Source organism: Microbacterium sp. A93 (genome assembly GCF_051842835.1).
This window is the reverse complement of record NZ_JBPXMT010000006.1, coordinates 189019-207713: the sequence shown is the minus strand read 5'-3', so window position 1 is coordinate 207713 and position 18695 is coordinate 189019. Positions and strand designations below refer to the sequence as shown.

22 protein-coding genes and 1 pseudogene are annotated in these 18695 nt (G+C 68.4%); 13 read left to right on the top strand and 10 right to left on the bottom strand.

What is annotated here, in order from left to right; all coding sequences use genetic code 11:
• Window positions 1–2: 2 nt before the first annotated feature.
• Window positions 3–2357, bottom strand: a complete 2355-nt coding sequence (locus ACSU1G_RS16655; RefSeq protein ID WP_439281083.1) for an FdhF/YdeP family oxidoreductase — start codon at window positions 2355–2357, stop codon at window positions 3–5.
• 87 nt (window positions 2358–2444) lie between these two features.
• On the opposite strand from ACSU1G_RS16655, the gene ACSU1G_RS16650 reads away from it, so the two are divergent.
• From ACSU1G_RS16650 to arfB, 3 genes are all read left to right on the top strand, one after another.
• On the top strand, window positions 2445–3089 hold the full coding sequence (locus ACSU1G_RS16650; protein WP_439281082.1) for a M23 family metallopeptidase: 645 nt from the start codon (window positions 2445–2447) through the stop codon (window positions 3087–3089).
• Window positions 3090–3162: 73 nt separating this feature from the next.
• Entirely contained in the window at window positions 3163–3738 is a 576-nt protein-coding gene (locus ACSU1G_RS16645; RefSeq protein ID WP_439281081.1) for a 1-acyl-sn-glycerol-3-phosphate acyltransferase, read from the top strand.
• Between the two features lie 4 nt (window positions 3739–3742).
• Window positions 3743–4183: an alternative ribosome rescue aminoacyl-tRNA hydrolase ArfB gene (gene arfB / locus ACSU1G_RS16640; protein WP_439281080.1), complete on the top strand. Its 441-nt coding sequence runs from the start codon at window positions 3743–3745 to the stop codon at window positions 4181–4183.
• A 70-nt stretch (window positions 4184–4253) separates the two neighbouring features.
• On the opposite strand, the gene ACSU1G_RS16635 is transcribed toward arfB, so the two are convergent.
• Together ACSU1G_RS16635 and ACSU1G_RS16630 are read right to left on the bottom strand one after the other, a co-directional pair.
• Window positions 4254–4643, bottom strand: coding sequence for a carboxymuconolactone decarboxylase family protein (locus tag ACSU1G_RS16635; RefSeq protein WP_439281079.1), 390 nt, complete (start codon window positions 4641–4643; stop codon window positions 4254–4256).
• Between the two features lie 54 nt (window positions 4644–4697).
• Entirely contained in the window at window positions 4698–5213 is a 516-nt protein-coding gene (locus ACSU1G_RS16630; RefSeq protein WP_439281078.1) for a flavodoxin family protein, read from the bottom strand.
• A gap of 115 nt (window positions 5214–5328) precedes the next feature.
• Between ACSU1G_RS16630 and ACSU1G_RS16625 the strand changes: the two genes are divergently transcribed.
• Both ACSU1G_RS16625 and ACSU1G_RS16620 read left to right on the top strand, forming a co-directional pair.
• On the top strand, window positions 5329–5610 hold the full coding sequence (locus ACSU1G_RS16625; RefSeq protein WP_439281077.1) for a cupin domain-containing protein: 282 nt from the start codon (window positions 5329–5331) through the stop codon (window positions 5608–5610).
• 14 nt (window positions 5611–5624) lie between these two features.
• Window positions 5625–6218, top strand: coding sequence for a class I SAM-dependent methyltransferase (locus ACSU1G_RS16620; RefSeq protein ID WP_439281076.1), 594 nt, complete (start codon window positions 5625–5627; stop codon window positions 6216–6218).
• A gap of 44 nt (window positions 6219–6262) precedes the next feature.
• Here ACSU1G_RS16620 and ACSU1G_RS16615 read toward each other — a convergent pair whose 3' ends face one another.
• A complete protein-coding gene (locus ACSU1G_RS16615) occupies window positions 6263–6703 on the bottom strand; it encodes a YtoQ family protein (protein WP_439281075.1) in 441 nt (146 codons plus the stop codon).
• A 976-nt stretch (window positions 6704–7679) separates the two neighbouring features.
• Here ACSU1G_RS16615 and ACSU1G_RS16610 point away from each other — a divergent pair.
• Genes ACSU1G_RS16610 through ACSU1G_RS16600 form a run of 3 tightly spaced genes read left to right on the top strand, consistent with a single transcriptional unit; the run spans window position 7680 to window position 9714 of the window.
• Complete coding sequence (locus ACSU1G_RS16610) at window positions 7680–8399, top strand: MSMEG_4193 family putative phosphomutase (RefSeq protein ID WP_439281074.1); 720 nt, start codon at window positions 7680–7682, stop codon at window positions 8397–8399.
• 5 nt (window positions 8400–8404) lie between these two features.
• Window positions 8405–8947, top strand: a complete 543-nt coding sequence (locus tag ACSU1G_RS16605) for a DUF3090 family protein (RefSeq protein ID WP_439281276.1) — start codon at window positions 8405–8407, stop codon at window positions 8945–8947.
• Window positions 8947–9714 carry an SCO1664 family protein gene (locus tag ACSU1G_RS16600; RefSeq protein WP_439281073.1) on the top strand — a complete coding sequence of 256 codons (768 nt, stop codon included), beginning with the start codon at window positions 8947–8949 and terminating at the stop codon, window positions 9712–9714. Before ACSU1G_RS16605 ends, ACSU1G_RS16600 begins: the two co-directional genes overlap by 1 nt.
• A gap of 116 nt (window positions 9715–9830) precedes the next feature.
• Here the strand turns inward: ACSU1G_RS16600 and ACSU1G_RS16595 are convergent, their stop codons facing one another.
• From ACSU1G_RS16595 to ychF, 4 genes and pseudogenes are all read right to left on the bottom strand, one after another.
• Entirely contained in the window at window positions 9831–10079 is a 249-nt protein-coding gene (locus tag ACSU1G_RS16595; protein ID WP_439281275.1) for a GNAT family N-acetyltransferase, read from the bottom strand.
• 232 nt (window positions 10080–10311) lie between these two features.
• Complete coding sequence (locus ACSU1G_RS16590) at window positions 10312–10614, bottom strand: HigA family addiction module antitoxin (protein WP_439281072.1); 303 nt, start codon at window positions 10612–10614, stop codon at window positions 10312–10314.
• Window positions 10601–10881: pseudogene (locus tag ACSU1G_RS16585) on the bottom strand (type II toxin-antitoxin system RelE/ParE family toxin). The gene ACSU1G_RS16590 and the pseudogene ACSU1G_RS16585 overlap by 14 nt, the downstream one beginning before the upstream one ends.
• Before the next feature lie 33 nt (window positions 10882–10914).
• Window positions 10915–12000, bottom strand: coding sequence for a redox-regulated ATPase YchF (ychF, locus tag ACSU1G_RS16580; protein WP_439281071.1), 1086 nt, complete (start codon window positions 11998–12000; stop codon window positions 10915–10917).
• Between the two features lie 38 nt (window positions 12001–12038).
• On the opposite strand from ychF, the gene ACSU1G_RS16575 reads away from it, so the two are divergent.
• Window positions 12039–12563, top strand: coding sequence for a hypothetical protein (locus tag ACSU1G_RS16575; protein ID WP_439281070.1), 525 nt, complete (start codon window positions 12039–12041; stop codon window positions 12561–12563).
• An 80-nt stretch (window positions 12564–12643) separates the two neighbouring features.
• Here the strand turns inward: ACSU1G_RS16575 and ACSU1G_RS16570 are convergent, their stop codons facing one another.
• On the bottom strand, window positions 12644–14149 hold the full coding sequence (locus tag ACSU1G_RS16570) for an amidase family protein (RefSeq protein WP_439281069.1): 1506 nt from the start codon (window positions 14147–14149) through the stop codon (window positions 12644–12646).
• A gap of 24 nt (window positions 14150–14173) precedes the next feature.
• Window positions 14174–14710, bottom strand: coding sequence for an O-acetyl-ADP-ribose deacetylase (locus ACSU1G_RS16565; protein ID WP_439281274.1), 537 nt, complete (start codon window positions 14708–14710; stop codon window positions 14174–14176).
• A 139-nt stretch (window positions 14711–14849) separates the two neighbouring features.
• Here ACSU1G_RS16565 and ACSU1G_RS16560 point away from each other — a divergent pair, with 139 nt between their 5' ends.
• Genes ACSU1G_RS16560 through ACSU1G_RS16545 form a run of 4 tightly spaced genes read left to right on the top strand, consistent with a single transcriptional unit; the run spans window position 14850 to window position 18604 of the window.
• Complete coding sequence (locus tag ACSU1G_RS16560; protein WP_439281068.1) at window positions 14850–15911, top strand: ABC transporter ATP-binding protein; 1062 nt, start codon at window positions 14850–14852, stop codon at window positions 15909–15911.
• Entirely contained in the window at window positions 15908–16792 is an 885-nt protein-coding gene (locus ACSU1G_RS16555) for an ABC transporter permease (protein WP_439281067.1), read from the top strand. Before ACSU1G_RS16560 ends, ACSU1G_RS16555 begins: the two co-directional genes overlap by 4 nt.
• A 4-nt stretch (window positions 16793–16796) precedes the next feature.
• Entirely contained in the window at window positions 16797–17999 is a 1203-nt protein-coding gene (locus ACSU1G_RS16550; RefSeq protein WP_439281066.1) for a sensor histidine kinase, read from the top strand.
• A complete protein-coding gene (locus ACSU1G_RS16545; RefSeq protein ID WP_439281273.1) occupies window positions 17996–18604 on the top strand; it encodes a response regulator in 609 nt (202 codons plus the stop codon). The genes ACSU1G_RS16550 and ACSU1G_RS16545 overlap by 4 nt, the downstream gene beginning before the upstream one ends.
• The last annotated feature ends 91 nt before the right edge of the window (window positions 18605–18695 follow it).

Here is an 18695-nt window from a genome sequence, read left to right as displayed (position 1 = left end):
CATCACACCTGCTCGAGCAGGGAGCTGACCTCTTCTCGGTTCTCCATCCCGTCCGTCCGGCGTTCGAAGCGGACCATGATCGCCTTGAAGCCCGGCGTGTTCGATTCACGGGCCACCAGGTTCCGATGGACCAACGCGTTGGCCTCCGGGAAGTAGGCGGCCGCGCATCCCCGGGCGGTGGGATAGGAGACCAGCCGGAACTTCTCGGCGCGTAGTTCCTCGCCGCTGAAGGAGGACACCACGTCCACCAGTTCCCGGTCGGCGAAGCCCGAGGCCACCAGGTCCTCGGGATGGATCAGGATCACGCGACGCCCGCCGGAGATGCCGCGGTACCGGTCATCCAGGCCGTAGAACGTGGTGTTGTACTGATCGTGCGAGCGCATGGTCTGCAGCACCAGGTAGCCCTCCGGGGCAGCGAGGTACTCCAGCGGGCGGACCGTGAACTGGCCCTTTCCCTGGGCCGTGGCGAACTGGCGGCGGTCCCGCGGCGGGTTCGGCAACACGAACCCGTATTTCTCGCGCACCCGGCGGTTGAAGTCCTCCGTGCCGGGGATGACCCGGGAGCAGTGGTCCCGGATGACGTCGTAATCGTCCGCCATCCCCTTCCAGTCCACCCGGTGGTCCGGGCCCAGCACCGCCTCCGCCATCCGGGCGATGATCACCGGCTCGGCCAGCAGATGGTCCGAGACCGGCTCGAGCCGGCCCTGGGTGGAGCTGATGACGGACATCGAGTTCTCCACGGAGAGGAACTGGGCTCCCCCGGGGTGCTTGTCATCCCGGTCGGTCCGCCCCAGGGTGGGCAGGATGATCGAGGTCTTGCCGTGCACCACGTGGGAGCGGTTCGGCTTGGTGGAGATGTGCACGGTCAGTCCCGTGCGCTGCAGTCCGGCCTCCATATGGGCCGTGTCCGAGTTCGCCAACGCCAGGTTCCCGCCCAGGGACACGAACACATCGATCTCCCCCCGGGCCATCTCGATCATGGACTCGGTGGAGTCATAGCCGTGCTCGCGCGGGGAGGTGATCCCGAACTCGGTGTCCAACCGTTGCAGCATGTCCTCTGTCGGTTTCTCCCAGATCCCGAAGGTGCGGTCCCCCTGGACGTTGGAGTGGCCTCGCACCGGGCAGGCGCCGGCGCCCGGCTTGCCGAAATTGCCCTGGGCCAACAGCAGGTTGACGATCTCCTTGATGGTGTCCACGGAGTGCGGCTGCTGGGTGATGCCCAGGGCCCAGCAGAAGATCGTGGCCTTGGAGGCGGCCAGCAGGTCACCGATGTGCTCGATCTCGGAGCGCTGCAGCCCCGTGGCGGTCTCGATCTCGTCCCAGTCGAGGTGCTCGCGGGCGGCGGCGTAGTCGGCGAAGCCCGAGGTCTCGGACTCGATGAACTCCCGGTCGAGAACGGTGCCGGGGGCCGCGGCCTCCTTCTGCAGCAGCAGGTGGCCCAGCGCCTGGAACAGGGCCTGGTCTCCGCCGACTTTGATCTGCAGGAACTCATCGCTGATGCGCTCGCCGTCGGCCAGCAGACCCTGGGGTGTCTGCGGATCCTTGAAGCGCAGCAGCCCGGCCTCGGGCAGGGGGTTGACGGCCACGACGGTGCCGCCGTTCCGGCGGCATTCGGCCAACGAGCCGAGCATGCGGGGGTGGTTGGTGCCGGGGTTCTGACCGACCACGAAGACCAGTTCGGAGTGCTCGATGTCCTCCAGGGAGACGGTGCCCTTGCCGATCCCGATGGTGGGGTTCAAGGCCGTACCCGAGGACTCATGGCACATGTTGGAGCAGTCCGGCAGGTTGTTGGTGCCCAGGCTGCGTGCGAACAGCTGGTACATGAAGGCGGTCTCGTTCGGGGTCCGCCCCGAGGTGTAGAACGTGCAACGGTCCGGTGTGGTGGCCTGGATGTGCTGCCCGATCGTGGTGAAGGCCTCGGACCAACTGATCGGCCGGTAGTGCGTCTCGCCCTCACGGATCATCATCGGGTGGGTGATACGCCCGGATTGCCCCAGCCAGTATTCCGTCTTGTCCCTCAACACCGAGATGGGATGCGCCGCCCACCACTCGGGGGTGGCCACGCGGGTGGTGTTCTCCTCGGCCAGGGCCTTGGCCCCGTTCTCACAGAACTCGATCTTCTTGCGGTCCCCGGTGATCGACTCGGGCCACGCGCAGCCCGGGCAGTCCACACCCTGCGGCTGGTTGACGCGGTACATGGACCGGACGGTCCGGCTGACCCCGGCCTGCGTCAGGCCACGCTCGAAGGACACCCCGACGGCTTTGAGGCCGGCGGCCGAGGTCTGGGGCCGGGTGACCACCAGGTCGTCCTCGTTGATGTCCTGGATTTCAACGACGTGTCCGCGGACGTCCGCCATGACTGAACCACCCTCGATGCCTTGTCCAAAAAACTGTGATGTTGTGACCATCGCAACACTACCGGGATCCGACTAGGGTTTCCCTTGATGTCCACGCTCCAGTTGCAGTACCCCTTCACCGGCCGATGGCTGGTGCAGAACAGCCCGGCCCACCGGGTGCCCAGTCACGGCACCGCGCTGTTCGGGCTCTCCTACGCGATTGACCTCGTCCCGGTGGACGACGACGGCCGGTCCGGCCCGTACACACTCACCTCCTTCTTCCGCCCGGAGGCGCCGGCGGCCTTCCCGGGATTCGGCCGGCCGGTGCTCGCCCCGGCAGACGGTGTGGTGGTCGGGGTGCACGGCTCCGCACCGGATCACGCGTCCTACCGCGGCCTGCCGTCGGTGGGCTACGCCCTCACCCAGCGGCGCCGCCTCAACCGCGGCTGGCTGGCCGTGATCGGCAACCACGTGCTGATCGAGGTGACCAGACGCCCCGAGGCGGGCTCACCGGCAGGCCGCACGGCCGTCGTCGCGCTCTGCCATCTTCACCAGGGCAGCATCACGGTCCGGGTGGGCCAGCGGGTCAGGACGGGCGAGATGGTGGGCCGGTGCGGGAACTCGGGGAACAGCACCGAGCCGCATCTGCACCTGCACGCCCTCGATGGACGGGACATCCTGCACGCGAACGCGGTGCCGATCACGTTCCCGGGTGGGCTCCCCCGCAACGGGGAGATCGTCAGCGGGAACTGACGTGACGTAGAGGTGTGCCGACGCCCCCGGGCCGGTGTGGGAATGCCCGGCAGGGTGCCATACCGTGGTGTCCATGCTCCGACGACAGTTAGCCCGCGCCTTCTGGAGGCTCAGCCCGTGGACGCTGCAGACGCAGCCGGCGCCGACCCGGCCCACCGTGCTCATCGGCGCCCCGCACACCTCCAACTGGGACTTCGTGCTGATGCTCGCCATCGCCTGGGAACTGGACCTCGAGATGCGCTGGCTGGGCAAGAAGTCCCTGTTCCACGGCTGGCGCGGCCCGGTGATGCGTGCCTTGGGGGGCGTTGCCGTGGATCGGGAGAACCCCAGCCGGGTGGTCGGGCAGGTGGTGGAATCCGCGCGGTCGGGTGAGGTCTTCGGCCTGGTGGTCACCCCCGACGGCACGCGCGGGGACCACACGCATTGGAAGTCCGGCTTCTACCGCATCGCCCGCGAGACGGGGATGCCGGTGACGCTCGGCTTCGTGGACCGCACCACCATGACCTCCGGCCTCGGACCGACCCTTGAGCTGACGGGTGAGGTGGCGGCGGACATGGACCGCATCCGGGCGTTCTACGCGGACAAGGCGGGGTTCCGTCCCGAGCGGCGCGTGGAGCCCCGGCTGCGCGACGAACGCGAGATCGGCTGAGCCGGTGGACGACCTGCACGTGCCCCCGGGGCCCGGACTGCCCCGCGGACTCACGATTCCGGCCGGCGAGCTCCTCGAGCAGTTCTCCCACGCCTCGGGACCCGGCGGCCAGGGCGTCAACACCGCGGACTCGCGGGTGCAGCTCAGCTTCGATGTAGGCACGACGACGGCCCTGGACGAGCGCCAGCGGGCGCGGGCTCTGGACGTGCTCGCCGGAAGGCTGGCCGGCACGGTGCTCACCATCAGCGCGGCCGAACACCGCTCCCAGCGGCGGAACCGGACGGCGGCTCGGCAGCGCCTCGCCGAGCTGCTGCGCGAGGTCCTGGTGCCGCCGGTCCCCCGGCGGGCGACCCGGCCCACCCGGGGCTCACAGCGCCGCCGACTCGAGGCCAAGCGCCAACGCTCCGAGACCAAGCGTTACCGGAGGCGACCGGGGGCGTCCTGATCTCTTTTGAGCCTGCGGGCCACGCCGAGGACAGGCCCGCCCCGGGCAGGGATGTTGAGGGCAGGAACGCTTAGGGCCGGCCCAGCGGTCCGTCCGGGAAGGCGTCCTTCATGCATCGCATCGCCGCCAGCGTCTTCGGCACTCCGATGTACGGCATCAGGTGCACGAAGCACTCGGCGACGTCTTCCACGCTCATGCCGGCGACGTCCACCGCGGTCTTGATGTGACCGGTGAGCTGCGGTTCGGTCCCACCCATGGCAGCCAAGCCGGCCATGTTCAGCATCTGGCGGTCGCGCAGTTCCAGGCCCTCGCGCTGGTACGTGCCGCCGAAGACTGCGCCGACGACCCAATCGGAGGCGCCGGGGGCGAACTCGTCCAGCTGGTGCTTCCACGCCGCAGCGCCCTCCGGCGACTGCGTCTCCTCAACGAATCGATGGCCCTTGTCCATACTCAAATCCACGGTGTTCTCCTCTGACCCGGTACGACGTGGTCAGGCTAGCAGTCGTGGACGGGCTCAGGTCATGAGCAGGGCTGCCAGGGTCGCACCGAGCTCCCGTGCCGAGGCGAGATGGTGAGCAGTCACATCGCCGAGCGCTTCGAGGGGCTCACCTCCCGACTGCCACCCCAAGGCGCGCACGATCCCCTCGACGGAGCGCACCGCGCCGGTGGTGTCATACCTACCGTGGACGATCAATCCGTAAGGTCGACGCGGCCGAGACCGGCCGGCGTCGTCCGTGCCGTCCGCGCTTCCATCCGCACTGAGCGAACCGCCGATCTTCAGGAAGGTGCTGTCGAAGACATGCTTGAGCGCCCCGCTCATGTACCCGAAATTGGCCGGCGTGAGGAAGAGGTACCCATCGGCCTGCAGGATGGCAGTCTCGTCCTGCGTCCCCTGCGCCCAGGCCAGGGCGGGGACCGGCTGGATCTCGACGCCGACGATCTCCGGATCGCCCGCCCCTTCGAGGACGGCGTCCAACAACTGACGAACGCCGTCGGTCGGAGCATGGTGGATGACCAGAAGTCGCTTCATCACCTCAGGCTTTCACGTCCCAGCAGTGAATTGATGCAGATCAAGGACACCCGATCACCGAGCTTGCATACTGGGAACACGATCACCGACCACGGATCATCACGAGGAGTGCACGATGAAGCAGACCGTTCCACTGGATGAGGGTTCGGATCTTGTGGCGAAGCGGATGGAGGGCACCGAAGGCACCCCGTTTCCCCGGCACATGGCGTCGCATGAGTCAGTGCTGGTCATGGTGGAGGGCAGTTGCACCATCACCTTCCCCGACGTGGCCCACGAGTTGCAGACCGGCGATACGTTCATCGTCCCTGCGGACGAGGTCCATCAGGTCGTCGGCACTCCCGACTTCGCCGCCGTGCACATCATGCCGAAGGACATCCGGTTCACTTTCAAAGCCTGAGGGAGATTCCCCTGATGACCGTGAGCGCAGATGACGTCGGCGGCGCCTACGACACACAGTCAGCGCGTCTGGCTGACATGCTCGGTACCACCGTGCACCCCGACGACCCGGACCGTGCCCTGATCGAGCCATGGGCTGACGGCGTGAACGGCAGAATCCTTGATGTCGGCTCGGGCACCGGCCGTTGGACCGGACACCTCGCGGGCCTGGGGCACGATGTCGGAGGAATCGACCCCTCGGAGAAGTTCATCGAGGGTGCTCGACGCGCTCACCCCGGGATTCCCTTCCGAGTCGAGTCCGTTCACGATCTCGCGGCGTCCGAGGAACGATGGTCGGGCGTCCTCGCCTGGTACTCCCTCATCCACCTCGACCCCGACGATCTGCGCAGTGCCCTGTCGCTCCTGCACGCTGTGCTCCTCGACGGCGGGAGCCTCCTCCTGAGCTTCTTCACCGGCCCGCAGCTCGAACCCTTCGACCACCCGGTGGCACCCGCCTACCGATGGCCGACGTCGGCCATGTCCGAGGCGTTGAGTGATGCTGGCTTCCGTGGAGTGCATCAGCATGACAGCGTGTCCGACCTGCATGCGGCGATCACGGCCACGGCGTGATCACCTACGGGGATGCGGCCTGGGTGATTCTCGGGGCTACTGGCTCACACCTTCAGCACGTACCGCAGGGTCTCCACCACCTGGTCGGTGGTCGTGCACCAGGCCTGAGCCTCAGCGTCGACCTCCTTGAGCGGATGGACGATGTCTTCGTCATGGAGGGTCACGTAGGGCTTGCCCAGCGCTGCGCAGTAGCCGGCATCGAAGGCGGCGTTCCACTGCTTGTACTTGTCGCCGAAGCGCACCACCACCAGATCGCTCTGCTCGATCAGCGTGCGCGTACGAATGGCGTTGACCTTGGCGGACTGGTGATCACGCCAGAACTGGCGATCGGTCGCACCCAGATGATCGCCAGCAGCGTCGCTCGCGGGGTGGTCGGTCACCGGCGCGGTAAAGGACACGTCCAGCCCGGCCGCCTCGGCGCCCCGCTGGATCTCCGCACGCCAATCGCTATGGATCTCGCCGGAAAGATAGACAGAAAAACTCATGACTGGAAGCTCCTCAAGGGGTGTAGACGGACCTGGCCTGGTCTCTCTGGTTCACCACCCTATTCGTCCAGCGAAAAGAATCAGTGTCCGGCACCGGAAGCGCCCCAACCGGCGGGCGAGGCCGGAGAGCGCCCGGCGGGGCGAAGACTCCCCTGGGTGCAGGGCTCAGCGGCACCGCACTGTTGGCGCGGCCGGTGCTCGCCCCGAGCCGCGTCTCAACCTGCATGCCGTCCACGGGGAGATCGTCAGCGCGGGCTGATGTACAGGTGGTCCGGCCCGTCCTGACCGTCCTCGTCCAGCTCCGGGGCCCGCACCAAGCCCAGCTTGACCGCCACCCGTGCTGCTGCCAGTGCCGGGCCCACTGGTCCATCAGTCGGCGGGTCTCGGTGAGGTCCTGGACGGCGTCCGCAGGGTAGTGCTCGGTGGTCCTCAGGCCCAGGCCGGTGGCGATGAGCTGCGAGGAGCCAGCGAGGACGGCCGTCATAGCCGGGGCGTCCTCAACGCGCAGGGGGCGGCGGGAAATGAACTCTGTCATCAAGAAGACTCAACTCCATCGCAACGGACAACACAACCTTGGCTGAGCCGTCGCCCCGTCAGCTCCGGCATCCCCGGGTGCCTTACCTAAGAAAAGCCGTCCAATGGCCGGGCCCGCTCCCAGCATCGAGAGCGCGACGCCTTATCGATGCGGCCCAATCGGCGATGACCCTACGGTCTTCGGCGGCCATCGCCTCGACGGAGCCGAGGTACTCGGTGTATTCATCCGCTCGTGCCCCGTAGCCACTCCGGACTTTCTCGACCGCCGTTGCCCCCGTATTCGTGATTCTTCCGTGTTGCACGTACCGCTCACTCTCATCCGGCTGTTCGCACATGACGGATTGAGCACGGCATCGAATAGGTTCAGAGGCCGAGCTCACGCAGAAGATCCTCATGGGAGACTCCTTCCTCGTCATCCTGACCGCGTCGTTAGGCTGGGGGTATGGCGACAGTACTTCTCGTGCGGCACGGCCGCACCACAGCCAATGCCGCTGGTCTCCTGGCCGGTCGGGCCGTCGGCGTCAGCCTGGACCGGATCGGGAGGGAGCAGGCTGCGCTGACCGGGGACCGGCTCGCGGCTGTGCCCGTGGTCGGGGTGGTCTCGGGCCCTCTGGAGCGTTGTCAGGAGACTGCCCAGCTCATCGTCGATCGGCAGACCGGCGCACCGTTTTCGTCGGTCGATCCTGACCTCACCGAATGCGATTACGGTCAGTGGCAGGGCCGCATGCTCAGTGATCTCCCGAAAGAGGATCTGTGGCCGATCGTGCAGTCGCAACCCTCCGCCGTCGTCTTTCCCGGTGGTGAATCCATGGCGGGGATGCAGGCTCGGTCGGTGGCAGCGATCCGACGCCACAATGCAACCGTGGACGCCGAGTACGGGCCGAAGGCAGTGTGGGTGGCGGTGAGTCACGGTGACATCATCAAGGCGGTCCTCGCCGACGCGCTCGGCATGCACCTCGACCTGTTCCAGCGGCTCGAGGCGAGCCCCGCGTCCGTCTCGATCGTGAGCTATGGCGCGAGCCGGCCGAGGGTCGTCGCACTCAACACCGACGCCGGTGATCTGTCGTGGCTCTCCAGCGGCATCCACTCCGGCGAAGCGCCGGTGGGCGGCGGTGCAGGCAGAGACGCCATGGACAGCGAAACGCCTAGGATCATCACATGACTGACATGCCTGCACGTGTTCTCGAGTTCGATTGGCCTGATCGGGTCGTCATCGGCACCGTCGGGCATCCGGGGGCGCGGACGTTCTACCTGCAGGTGCGCGCAGGGGCAGAGATCGTGAGCATTTCCCTGGAGAAGCTGCAATCTGCTCTGCTCGCGGAGAAGGTCGACGAGGTCCTCGACCAGCTCATCACCGTCGAGGGCAACCGCTTCAGCGTTCCCGTCAGCACTCCCGTCGAGCTCGTCGACAATGACGAGCTCGAGTCCGTCCAGGAGCACTTCCGCGCGGGAGCCATCGGCATCGGCTGGGACCCCACCACGGCCCAGATCATCATTGAGGCGCTCCCCATCGCCGGCGACGATGACGACTCACTCGAGGGGGACACCGCTGCGGAGTCCGAGAAGCTCCTAGTACGGATGCCGGTCGGTACCGCCCGTGCGTTCACCCGGCGCACCCGGGAGGTCGTGGGCGCCGGGCGTCCCCTCTGCACGCTCTGTGGCTACCCCATGGACCCAGACGACCACATCTGCACGCTTCCCGAGAGCTGATGCCCGCGACGGACCTGGCGACCGCCGAGCTCACGCTCACCGGCCGCATCACGACGGCGTCCAACGCGACATTCCTGGGCAGCATCGGCGACGCGACGGTCATCTACAAGCCGGTGGCGGGCGAGGCTCCCCTCTGGGATTTCCCCGGCGGCACCCTGGCCCGCCGAGAGGTGGCCGCCTACCTGATCTCTCAGGCTCTCGGCTGGAACGTGGTGCCGCGCACCTGGTTGCGCGATGGCCCGATGGGCGAAGGGATGGTGCAGCTCTGGCAGGAGCAGGACCGCACCCAGCGCGCCGTGGACCTGGTCAGGACGGACCACCTGCCCGAGACGGGATGGAAAGGCGTTTTCGAGGGACGGCATGAGAACGGACAGATGGTCACCCTCGTCCATGAGGACTCGCCGGCGCTGCGACGCATGGCGGTGTTCGACCTCGTCGTCAACAACGCCGACCGCAAGGGCGACCACATCCTCGCCATGGCCGACGGACATCGGTACGGCGTCGACCATGGGCTCACCTTCCACCGTGACCACAAGCTGCGCACGGTCCTCTGGGGATGGCTGGGAGGTGCTCTGACCACCGAGGAGCGCGACGGTATAGATCGTGTCAGCAACGGTCTGCGCGGCGAGCTCGGCCGAGGCCTGATGGACCTACTCAGCGCCGAAGAGGTCGCATCGCTCACCGAGCGCTGCGCCCAGCTGCGTGCGGACGGACGGTTTCCGGCCCCGAGCGGCGAGATGCCGGCGGTGCCCTGGCCGCTGTTCTGAGAGTCGCCGCAGGCTCCGGTGACCTCGCCCCTCGCTGGTCCAGCCTCCGGTCACGGGATGCTGTTCGTCCACCACATGGAAGCCGAGTGTTTCGAAGAGTGGGCGAGCCGTGATGCTCAAATGCGGGAAAGCCGGCTCGCTGACATCTTTCGCGCCAGGAGCTCGAGGAATGTCAACAGCTCGCGCGCCACACCTTGTCGTGCGAATCGCGGAGACACGAACATCATGTCGATATAGCAGTCGGCGCTCACATCGGAAATCCCCGCCACTTGCTCGCCGCCGAGGGCGACATAGTTCTCCCGCGCATGCATCGACTGATCCCATCCGCGGACCTCGCGGTTGTCCGGCCGCGCCCATGCCGCAATCTGTTCGGGCGTATAGTCCGCGGACGCCGTGACTGTGATCGCCTCGTGAACACCACCGACCCATCGAGCTCGGACGTCGAAGCGGATCTCGACCGGGTTCCGGTATATCTCAACCTCTGCAGAACACCTGCGGACTCGATCTAGCCGCAGGGACTAGCTATCCGGAATAGGCTTCCTCAACCGCCGCAGACGACAGCGAGATCCGCTTCCACTGTCTGCCGATCGGATGAGGTCACACGACTCTCAGCGGAGTGATCGAAGCGATCTGCACCCCTGCAAGGTCCTCTGCACGGTCGAGCTCGTAGTGACTCTGCAAGTTGATCCAGAATTCCGCCGAGGTGCCGAAGTACTTCGCTAGCCGCAATGCGGTGTCCGCAGAGATCCCCCGCTTGCCATGCACGATTTCGTTGATTCGCCGCGGTGGCACGCCAATCGAAACAGCGAGTTTGTTCTGGGTGATCCCGAATCCCTCAATGAAGTCCTCCATGAGGACCTCGCCGGGGTGAATCGGAGGAATCTTGTCAGTGGTAGTCAACGATCTCCACCTCCTCTGGTCCAGCGTCAGTCCATACGAAACAGATCCGCACTGGTCATTGATCCTGATGCTGTGTTGCCCGGCACGATCGCCTTTCAGCGCTTCGAGCCGGTTTCCTGGCGGGAGCCGGATATCGCTCAGTGATTCAGCGGATCCCACCTGACGCAGCTTCCGCAACGCCGTCGAGGGGATCCGAGGATCGATCGATGGCACGCGATCACGACGCCACAGCCGTTCAGTGTCTTTGTTCCCGAACGACCTGATCACGCGGCCAGCATATAACGGAGCCCGTCAATAACGCTAGACGTTAAACCTAAATTCAACCACGTCGCCGTCCTGCATCACGTACTCCTTGCCCTCCATGCGGACCTTGCCGGCGGCCTTGGCATCGGCCATCGAGCCAGCCGTGACGAGATCGTCGAAGGACACGATCTCAGCCTTGATGAAGCCGCGCTCGAAGTCGGTGTGGATCACGCCGGCGGCCTTCGGGGCGGTGTCGCCCTTGTTGATCGTCCAGGCGCGGGCCTCCTTGGGCCCAGCGGTCAGGTAGGTCTGCAGTCCCAGGGTGTTGAAGCCGGTGCGGGCCAGCTGGTCCAGCCCGGACTCGTCCTGACCGTTCATCTCCAGCATCTCCCGGGCCTCCTCCTCGTCCAGCTCCACGAGGTCGGACTCGAGCTTGGCGTCCAGGAAGACGGCGTCGGCGGGGGCGACCAGGTCGCGCAGCTCCTGCTGCCGGGCAGCGTCACCCAGCACGCCGTCGTCGGCGTTGAAGACGTAGATGAAGGGCTTGGCGGTCAGCAGGCTGACCTCGCGCAACCGCTCCATGTCCAGCCCGTCGGAGGCGATGGAGGAGAAGACGGTGTCCCCGCGCTCCAGCACGGCCTGGGCGGCCTGCAAGGCCTCGAGCTCGGCCGCCTCGCGCTTCTTGCCCTTGACTTCCTTCTCGATGCGCGGAATCACCTTCTCGAGGGTCTGCAGGTCCGCCAGGATCAACTCGGTGTTGATGGTCTCCATGTCCGAGGCCGGGTTGACCTTCCCGTCCACGTGGATCACGTCCGGGTCGTCGAAGGCGCGCACCACCTGGGCGATCGCATGGGACTCGCGGATGTTCGCGAGGAACTGGTTGCCCAGTCCTTCCCCCTCGGAGGCTCCCTTGACGATCCCGGCGATGTCCACGAAGGAGACGGTGGCCGGCAGGAGCTTCTGGGATCCGAAGATGTCCGCGAGCTTCTCGAGCCGTGAGTCCGGCAGGTTCACCACCCCGACGTTCGGCTCGATCGTGGCGAACGGGTAGTTCGCTGCGAGCACAGTCTGGCGGGTGAGAGCGTTGAAGAGGGTGGACTTGCCCACATTGGGCAGGCCGACGATTCCGATAGTAAGAGCCACGGTTGTCCATGGTACCGGTGACAGATAGCGTCGAGAACGTGACTGACCAACCAGAACACCCCACCCACCCGTCCACCGACCCGGCAGAGGTGCCCGGCACCGAGCAGGAGACGGATCCGAATCTCGTGTCCGCCGGCACCGCATTGCCCGAGGGCCAGCCCCAGCCGCCCTCCGAGCGCATCTCGCCGCTGGTCTTCCTGGCCATCGAGCAGGCCCTGGAGTTCGCCACGGAGGACGGCGACGCCGTGGTGCCCTTCCTCCTGGGCTACATCGACGAGGAGCAGAAGGGCATGTGGAAGCTGCCCGGCGCCGATGAGGACCAGATGCGCGCCCAGATCGCCCAGCTGGAGCCGCGCCCCGAGATGGCCGTCTCCGTGTTCGATGCCCGTCTCGAGGTCGAGGGCCAGCCTCACGACGCCTTCGTGCTGGAGGCCTTCGACAACGCCGAGGAGTCCTCAGCCACCGTCATCCAGCTGTACTCGCCGGCCGGTGAGGACGCCGAGGCCGAGGCCGTCGGCGCACCCCAGCTGTTTGGCAACGGGGAGAACATCCTGCGCGCCTGAATCCACACGCGCCTGAATCCACACTTTGAGGGCAGAACGAACCGGTTCGTTCTGCCCTCAAAGCGCTGGCGCGGCTGGCCTCAGATCGCCGGGGCCCGGTCCGCGTACCGGGTCGCCTCGTCGTAGGCACGGGCCACCCTCAGCAGGTCCACGTCCCGTCCCGGCGCCCCGACGAACTGCAGCCCCACGGGCAGCCCCGCCGGGGTGAACCCGCCCGGCACCGAGAGGGCCGGGCAGCTCGTGGCGGAGATGAGGGTGACCGAGCGCATCCACTCGATGTACGTCTGCATCGGTGTGCCCGCCACCTCGCGCGGCCACGTCCACTCGGCCGGGAACGGCACCAGCTGGGCGGTCGGCGTCAGTAGCACGTCGACGCCCCGGGCGCTGTCCGACCCCGTCCCGAAGAACCGCCCGATCTCCCGGTCCAGCCGTCCCCGGGCCACGGCCACCTCCATCAGGTCCGCCGAGGTCAGGGCCAGCCCGCGCTCCACATTCCAGAGCACCTCGTCCTTCACCTGCCCCGGGTGACCGGCCACCACGTCCCGCAGGGCCAGCGCCATGTCGAAGGCCCGCGTGGCCTCGAACACCCGGTCGGCCTCGCGCAGCCGCGGGCACCCCTGAGTCACGCTCGCGCCCAGCCCGGCCAGCACCTCGGCTTCCCGGAGCACGACGCCGGCCACCTCGCCTTCCACGGGCACGTCCAGTCCGAAGTCGGTCGTCACCGCCACCCGGACCCCGGCCAGCGGCCGGTCCGGCGTCGGCCTGGCTCCCCACCCCGCCCCGCGCCCGGCCCGGCTGACCCCGTCCCGGCCCACCGCCTCGGCGAGGAGCTCCGCGAAGGCCCCGGCCGGCGTCGGGCACCAGAGCGGTGAGCGGGGATCCGGGCCGGCGACGACGGACAGCGCGAGGATCACGTCCTCGACCGAGCGGGCCATGGCGCCCTTCTGGCCCAGCCAGGCCCGCGGGTCCCGGGCGGGCACGTTGGGGACGGTTCCCGGTGTCGCACGGAACCCGACGATGTTGTTGAAGGCGGCCGGGTTGCGCAGCGAGCCGCCCATGTCCGAGCCGTCGGCCAGCGGCTGGATGCGCGTGGCGAGGGTGACGGCCGCACCGCCGGACGAGCCGCCGGCGCTGCGGCTGGGGTCGTAGGGGTTGAGGGTGGTGCCGAAGACCTCGTTGTAGGTGTGGGAGCCGGCGGCGAACTCCGGGACGTTGTTCTTGCCGGTGGAGATGACGCCGGCGCGCTGGAACCGCTCGATCACCGCATCGCTCTGGCGGGGCACCAGGTCCGCGAAGATCGGTGAGCCGGAGGTGGTGCGGATGCCGGCCGTGGCGTGGGTGTCCTTGTGCGTCATGGGGATCCCGTGCAACGCCGGCAGATCCTCCGGGGCGGTGGCCGCCGCGAGTTGGTCGGCGGCGAGCGCCTGTGCCTCGGCCTGCTCACGGACTTGGGTGACCACGGCGTTGACGGCGGGGTTCACCGCGTCGATGCGCGCGAAGTGGGATCCGAGGACCTCGCGGGCGGAGATCCGGCGGTGGCGTAGGGCGGCGGCGAGGTCACGGGCAGACAGGCTCAACGGGTCCATGCCCGGAGTCTAGGTCGAGTCGGGCTACGGCGCGGCGTCCAGGGCAGCGCGGAAGGACTCCTCCGCCGCGTCGGAGAACGGGACGAAGACGACCGAGGTGACCGGCCCGGCGTCGGGACCGACCTCGGTGGCCATGGCGCGGCAGGTCTGCACCGCGATGCGGGCCGCATCGTCCATCGGCCACCCGTACACGCCGGCGGAGATGGCGGGGAAGGCCACACTGCCGGCCCCGAGCTGCGCCGCCACGCGCAGCGACTCCCGATAGCACGAGGCCAGCGTCTCCGACTTGTCGATGGTCTTCGCATAGGTGGGCCCCACGGTGTGGATGACCCACCGTGCCGGCAGCCGACCGGCGGTGGTGGCGACGGCCTGTCCCGCCGGCAACCCCTCCGGTAACTCTTCTTCCCGCAGCCGGCGGCACGCGGCGAGGATCTCGGGACCACCACGGCGGTGGATGGCCCCGTCCACTCCCCCGCCACCGAGCAGGGTGGAGTTGGCGGCGTTGACGATCGCGTCGACGGCTACTCGCGTGATGTCGCCGGGTTCGATGCGCAGTTCCATGACGCCACGGTACGTCCCCCACGTCGATCGGCGCATCGACTGACCAGCCACGGCCGGGCGTGCACCCATGACGGATGTCATGCGCACACGGTGACTCCCGGCAGATCCGCCGGACGCCCCCACCGAACAGACTGGAGTCATGAACTCCACCGCCCCCACCACCACCGCGTCCCCGGCCGCGCCGGGCGCCAACGCCGCAGCTGCCCGCGTCTCCGCCCATGCCGAGGCCGACGGCTCCGGCGACTCCGCCCTGCGCGCCTCCGGGGTCCGCCGACAGTTCGGTACCGGCGCCGCCGCCGTGCATGCCGTCAACGGGGTGGACCTCGAGATCCGCCGCGGGGAGATCGTGGCCCTGCTCGGCCCCAACGGCGCCGGCAAGACCACGTTCCTGGATCTCGTGCTGGGGTTCACCACTCCCTCCTCCGGGACCCTGTCCGTCCTGGGGACCGCACCCCGGCAGGCCGTGCTGGACGGGCGCGTCGGAGCGGTGCTGCAGACCGGCGGGCTGCTCCAGGACCTCACGGTGAAGGAGACGGTGTCCATGGTGGCTGCCTGCCATGCGCGCCACCTGCCGGTGGCCACGGTCCTGGAGCGGGCCGGTGCCTCCGCCATCGCGTCCCGCAAAGTCCGCAAGTGCTCCGGAGGCGAGCAGCAACGCCTGCGCTTCGCCCTGGCCCTGCTGACGGAGCCGGACCTGCTGCTGCTGGACGAGCCCACGGCCGGCATGGACGTGCGGGCCCGCAAGGAGTTCTGGGAGACCATGCAGACCGAGGCCGAGCGGGGCCGCACGGTCGTGTTCGCCACCCACTACCTCCAGGAGGCCTCGGACTTCGCCGACCGGATCGTGCTGATGCGCTCCGGCCGGATCGTGGTGGACGGCCCCGTGGACGAGGTGACCGACACCGGTCACCGCACGGTCTCTGCCCTCTGGGACGGCCCCGGCACCCCCGAGGAGGCGGCCGTGAAGCTGGGCCTGCCGGACGCCGTCGTCCATCAGAACGGCCGGGTGCGATTCACCGCCCGGGACACGGACCGGCTGGCCCATGCCCTCCTGGCGGGCGGACTCGCCCACGACCTGACCATCACCGCCGCCTCCCTGGACGAGGTCTTCCTCGACCTCACCGCGGACGGCCAGCCAGCCGCTGCAGCCGACTCAGCCGACGTAGCCGACGCATCCGTTTCGCCAGGAGAACTGACATGAGCACCCCCAGCACCTCCCCCGCCACCCACGCCGCTTCCGCCACTCCCGCCACTCCCGCGATCAGCACGGCCACCACCAGCGCGACACCCCGCCGGAAGAAGTCCACCCTGCGCATCATCACGGGCTTCGCCGGCTGGGAGTTCGTCCGCAACGTGCGGATGATCGAGTCCACGTTCTTCATCGTGGTGCTGCCCACCGTGCTCTACGTGATGTTCGGGGCACTGTCCTCCTTCGGCGACGCCGCGGCCGGCCACGGCAACGTCTTCGCCTACAACATGACCTCCATGACCATCTACGGCGCCACCATGGCCACCAGCGTCATCGCCGGCTCGGCAGCGCTGGAGCGCCAACAGGGCTGGGGCCGCCAACTCGGGCTGACGGGGCTGACCGGTTCCGGCTACATGATCGGCAAGGTGCTCGTAGCCTTGGGCATCGCCGTCATGCCGATCGTGGTGGTCTTCACCGTCGGCGCCCTGACCGGCGCCCGGTTCGAAGCGGGCTGGATGTGGCCGGCCTCCGGGGCACTGGCCCTGCTCGGCGCCGTGCCCTTCGCCCTCTACGGGCTGGCCGCCGCACTGCTCTTCCGCTCGGAGGCGGCGGTGTCCGCGGCCTCCGGCGTCCTCGTGGTCCTCGCGTTCTTCGGCAACCTGTTCATGCCGCTCTCTGGCACCCTGCTGGAGATCGCGCGATTCACGCCGGTCTACGGCATCGCGGCCCTGACGCGGTGGCCCCAACTGGAGGGCACCATCATCAGCATGGAGGACGGCGGCGCCCCGTTGAGTGATCCCCTGTGGGCAGTCGTGCTAAACGTAGTGGCATGGACCGTCATCTTCGCCGTGATCTGCCTGCTCGCCTCGCGCCGCACCACCCGGCGCGGGTGAACTGATGGCCGCGCAGACGTCGGGCGCCTACGGCCCCGGAGAGTGGCCCGAAGTTCCCCTGAAACGCCACGAGCTGGTTCCCATCCTGATCACGGCGGGGGTCTGGCTGGTCTTCCTGATCCTCCCGCTGGTGACCATAACGACCTCTGACGTCACCCTCGGTGTCAGGATCCTCGGCTTCGCCGGGCTGGCGGCGTTCGCGGGCATCTACCTGGGGCACTTCGTCTGGCCGTGGCCCTACCGCACGCTGCCGCATTGGGCGAACACCGCCGCCGTCACCGTGTTGCTGTGCCTGTGCATCCTGGCCACGATCCCGTCGGCGGGCCTCAACGCCTTCAACTTCCTCCCCTTCACCCTGGCGATCTGGATCTTCCCGCACCGGCTCAAGGTCGGTTTCCCCGTGGCCGTCGGCCTCGCGGCGATCTGGCTGCTGGCCGCTCTGCTGGTGGACGCCCGCGAGGAACGCTTTTGGCTGATCGTGCCCACCGGCCTGGCCCTCGTCATCATGCTCGCGCTGCGTCTGGCCATGGAACGGGAGGAACGATCCCGTGTGCTCGGCGAGGAGCTTGCCCTCTCCCGCCAGCGCGAACGGGTCGGCCGGGATGTCCACGACGTCCTGGGCCACTCCCTTACCGTCATCACCCTGAAGACCGAGCTGGCCCGGCGGCTCATGGACACGGATCCGGAGCGCGCCCAAGCAGAGCTCGACGAGGTCCTGGCCATCTCCCGCCAGTCCCTGGCGGAGGTCCGCAACACCGTGGGCGGGCTCCACGTCCCGGAGCTGGGCGCCCAGCTCGCCTCGGTCCGCACCGCGTTGGCCGCCGCCGGGATCGCCCCCGGGCTGCCGGACCCGGCCGCCGTCTCCACCCTGCCACCGGACCGTCGGGAGCTCTACGCCTGGTGCCTGCGGGAGGCCGTCACCAATGTGATCCGCCACGCTGGCGCCTCCCGCTGCACCGTCACCATCACCGCAGACCGGCTCACCGTGTCCGACGACGGCCGGGGACTTCCCTGCCCCGTCCCGCCGGTGACGGGCCGCGGCTCGGTGCCGGGGCCGGCGTCGGACGCTGTGCTGGTGATGTCAGGGGCCGGTTCCGGGCTGCGCGGCATGCGCCACCGCGTCACCGAGGCCGGTGGCATCCTGAGTGTGCGGCCGGCTCAGTCGGGCAGCGTACGCCCCGGCACGATCGTGGAGGTGATCCTCTGAGCATCCGGCTCCTGCTGGCAGATGATCAGGCCCTCGTGCGCGGCGCCCTGGCTGCCCTCCTCGGCATGGAACCGGACCTCGAGGTGGTCGCTGAGCTCGGCGACGGCACGCGGGTGGCCGCCGTGGTGGCCGAGCAGCGGGTGGACGTGGCCCTGCTGGACATTGACATGCCGGGGCTGGACGGGATCGAGGCGGCCCGGGCCATCGCGGCGGGTGGCACGGGGTGCCGCTCCCTGATCGTCACCACCTTCGGCCGGCCCGGTTACCTCCGGCGGGCCCTCGAGGCCGGGGCCAGCGGCTTCGTGGTCAAGGACACCCCCGCGGACCGATTGGCCGAGGCGGTGCGCACGGTGCACGCCGGGCAGCGGGTGGTGGATCCCTCGCTCGCGGCGGAGACCCTGGTGTCCGGCTCCAACCCGCTGACGGACCGCGAACGGGACGTGCTGCGTGCCGCCCAGGACGGATCGAGCGTGCGCCAGATCGCCGCGGCCCTGTTCCTCTCCCCCGGGACGGTGCGCAACCACCTGTCCTCCGCGATCGGCAAGACCCACACGTCCAACCGGACGGAGGCAGCCCTGGCGGCGCGGGACCACGGGTGGCTGTAGAGACTCCTGAGAGCCTCGTCAGCCTCGTCAGCCTCGTCAACGAATGGTCATTTCGTCGGCGAACCCCCTGACGAAATGACCATTCGGTGAC

What these genes read in the sequence shown, in the direction of transcription:
- ACSU1G_RS16625 (WP_439281077.1), top strand. Translation starts at nt 5,329, where the DNA reads ATGAAGCAGACCGTTCCACTGGATGAGGGTTCGGATCTTGTGGCGAAG.
- ACSU1G_RS16655 (WP_439281083.1), bottom strand. Translation starts at nt 2,357, where the DNA reads ATGGCGGACGTCCGCGGACACGTCGTTGAAATCCAGGACATCAACGAG.
- ACSU1G_RS16555 (WP_439281067.1), top strand. Translation starts at nt 15,908, where the DNA reads ATGAGCACCCCCAGCACCTCCCCCGCCACCCACGCCGCTTCCGCCACT.
- ACSU1G_RS16600 (WP_439281073.1), top strand. Translation starts at nt 8,947, where the DNA reads ATGCCCGCGACGGACCTGGCGACCGCCGAGCTCACGCTCACCGGCCGC.
- ACSU1G_RS16610 (WP_439281074.1), top strand. Translation starts at nt 7,680, where the DNA reads ATGGCGACAGTACTTCTCGTGCGGCACGGCCGCACCACAGCCAATGCC.
- ACSU1G_RS16560 (WP_439281068.1), top strand. Translation starts at nt 14,850, where the DNA reads ATGAACTCCACCGCCCCCACCACCACCGCGTCCCCGGCCGCGCCGGGC.
- ACSU1G_RS16615 (WP_439281075.1), bottom strand. Translation starts at nt 6,703, where the DNA reads ATGAGTTTTTCTGTCTATCTTTCCGGCGAGATCCATAGCGATTGGCGT.
- ACSU1G_RS16605 (WP_439281276.1), top strand. Translation starts at nt 8,405, where the DNA reads ATGCCTGCACGTGTTCTCGAGTTCGATTGGCCTGATCGGGTCGTCATC.
- ACSU1G_RS16645 (WP_439281081.1), top strand. Translation starts at nt 3,163, where the DNA reads ATGCTCCGACGACAGTTAGCCCGCGCCTTCTGGAGGCTCAGCCCGTGG.
- ACSU1G_RS16550 (WP_439281066.1), top strand. Translation starts at nt 16,797, where the DNA reads ATGGCCGCGCAGACGTCGGGCGCCTACGGCCCCGGAGAGTGGCCCGAA.
- ACSU1G_RS16565 (WP_439281274.1), bottom strand. Translation starts at nt 14,710, where the DNA reads ATGGAACTGCGCATCGAACCCGGCGACATCACGCGAGTAGCCGTCGAC.
- ACSU1G_RS16570 (WP_439281069.1), bottom strand. Translation starts at nt 14,149, where the DNA reads ATGGACCCGTTGAGCCTGTCTGCCCGTGACCTCGCCGCCGCCCTACGC.
- ACSU1G_RS16650 (WP_439281082.1), top strand. Translation starts at nt 2,445, where the DNA reads ATGTCCACGCTCCAGTTGCAGTACCCCTTCACCGGCCGATGGCTGGTG.
- ACSU1G_RS16620 (WP_439281076.1), top strand. Translation starts at nt 5,625, where the DNA reads ATGACCGTGAGCGCAGATGACGTCGGCGGCGCCTACGACACACAGTCA.
- ACSU1G_RS16630 (WP_439281078.1), bottom strand. Translation starts at nt 5,213, where the DNA reads ATGAAGCGACTTCTGGTCATCCACCATGCTCCGACCGACGGCGTTCGT.